Below are 2,046 nucleotides of genomic sequence, written 5' to 3'. Positions count from 1 at the left end.
ATTTACGTCGTTTTTTCATCGGTTGCTTGTATCTTATTTCTTCTTAGCAACCTGTCCAACATTGCGGGACCAGCTCACAGCTCCACGACAGCATCATCCATCTTTTAGCAGCCACGCAGGGCAGTCCCAAAGATCGCAAATTCAGGGGGTCGGCAATTTAACCACTGAGAACCAAAAACCCTCTATTTGCCGGACGACATCTACAAACTTCTCAAAATCTACGGGTTTCGATATGTAGCAATTTGCGTGGTTTTTATACGCTTTCAAAATATCTATTTCCGCTTCTGATGTAGTGAGAATGACCACCGGGATGCTCTTTAATTCAGGATCGCCTTTGACAGCGGCCAACACCTCCTGCCCAGACATCAAGGGGAGATTCAAATCCAAGAGGATAATATCTGGTCGGGCAGCCTCAGTATAATCGTCCTCTCTTTTGAGAAATGCCATAGCATCCACACCGTTTTTAGAAATGTGCAGGTTATTGGCTAATTTGTTGTATTTAAACGCCTCCTCAGCTAGGCGAATATCCGCCGGGTTGTCTTCAACCATCAGAATATTTATAGAATGCCCTGAACTCATTAGATGATATAGATTTAAGACCTCGTCATGGGCAAGGTGAAAGAGAAAGATGACCCCTCTCCAATCTTAGATTCTACCGAAATCGTGCCTCCGTGGAGCTCAACAATTTTCTTTGAAATCGCTAACCCCATTCCAGTGCCTTCGAAGGAATCTCGGTCATTCAATCTTTGAAAGATTAGAAACATCTTCTCAAAATATTTCTCATCGATACCAATCCCATTATCCTTCACCGACACCTTATGGAAGCTTTTCCCTTCTACGTTTTTACCGATCAATGTTGAAATTTCTAAAACAGGTCGAACACCTTCACGTTTGAATTTCAGCCCATTGCCTATAAGATTCTGAAAAAGTTGCCGCATTTGGAAAGAGTCCGCATAGACAAAAGGAAGAGTCCCATCCGCGAAAACGATTTCAGCGTGCTCGCGTGCTATCTGGGAGCTTAACGACTCTAGAACCTCACTCACTACCTTATTCAAATCAAGCTTCTCAAGCTGAGGCTCACTGTTTCCAACGCGCGAGTAGCTCAAAAGATCGTTGATCAAAATACGCATGCGATGGGCTCCTTGAGTGATGTAATCCATGAACTCTTTCCCGTCCTGGTCCAAAGAGCCTTTGTATTTTCTCTCCAACAATTGAACATACCCGGTGATTGTGCGCAGCGGTTCTTGTAAATCGTGGGAGGCAATAAAGGCAAATTGCTCTAGCTCACGATTAGACTGAGCTAACTTCTCTTCCGACTCCTTTAGCTCTGTGATATCGGTATGCGTGCCAATCATTCGATAAAAATCTCCCTTTGAATTCTTGAGAGCAACACCTCTAAAAAGCACCCACACAATACCACCATCTTTGTGAAAATAGCGCACAGGAACAGCAAAAGGCTCACCTCGCTGGGTATGCCCTTCAAAAGCCACGAGGGCTAATTTCAAATCATCAGGATGGATTATTTTTTGCCATGAAGTGGCATGGTTTTCCATCTCATGATCCTCATAACCAAAGAGGCGCTTGAAGCTCGGGCTGAGATATTCAGCATTAGAATTCAAATCCCAGTCCCAATAACCATCGGTCGCCAACTCCCCGACTAGCCGAAATCGCTCTTCACTGGCAACCAGTTCAGCTTCAGTTGCTTTTCTGCTAGTGATTAAAATTCGAACAGACAAGAATCCTGTCGGTGCGCCCCCATCATAAGTGATAGGAACGATAGTAGTATCTACCCAATATACCTCACCGGCTTTGGTTTTATTCCGCACATCACCTCGCCAAATCTTATTCGATCTGATTGTGTCCCATAAATCCTTCCAAAACTCGGGCGGGTGAAATCCACTGTTTACGAGATCTCTATGATTTTTGCCATAGCTCTCTTCAGCGGTGTATCCACTTACTTCGGTAAAATAGTAGAGTAGAGAGCAACAAGCGGCTTTCGCCAACTTGTTGCTCCCCCTCATCGAACCGGACGTGCGGATTTCCCGC

2 protein-coding genes are annotated in these 2,046 nt (G+C 44.7%); both read right to left on the bottom strand.

Annotation, left to right across the window (positions count from 1 at the left end; all coding sequences use genetic code 11):
• Positions 1 to 141: 141 nt before the first annotated feature.
• Entirely contained in the window at positions 142 to 579 is a 438-nt protein-coding gene (locus HRU10_15335) for a response regulator (protein ID NRA28606.1), read from the bottom strand.
• Between the two features lie 14 nt (positions 580 to 593).
• On the bottom strand, positions 594 to 2,046 hold a 1,453-nt coding region (locus HRU10_15330), incomplete at its 5' end, for a PAS domain-containing protein (protein NRA28605.1).

Source organism: Opitutales bacterium, from assembly GCA_013215165.1.
Taxonomy (GTDB): domain Bacteria; phylum Verrucomicrobiota; class Verrucomicrobiia; order Opitutales; family JABSRG01; genus JABSRG01.
Note: the sequence above shows the minus strand (reverse complement) of the source record. Positions and strands in the feature narration are given on the sequence as shown.

Coding starts and splice junctions, on each gene's coding strand:
- HRU10_15335 (NRA28606.1), bottom strand. CDS start 579: ATGAGTTCAGGGCATTCTATAAATATTCTGATGGTTGAAGACAACCCG.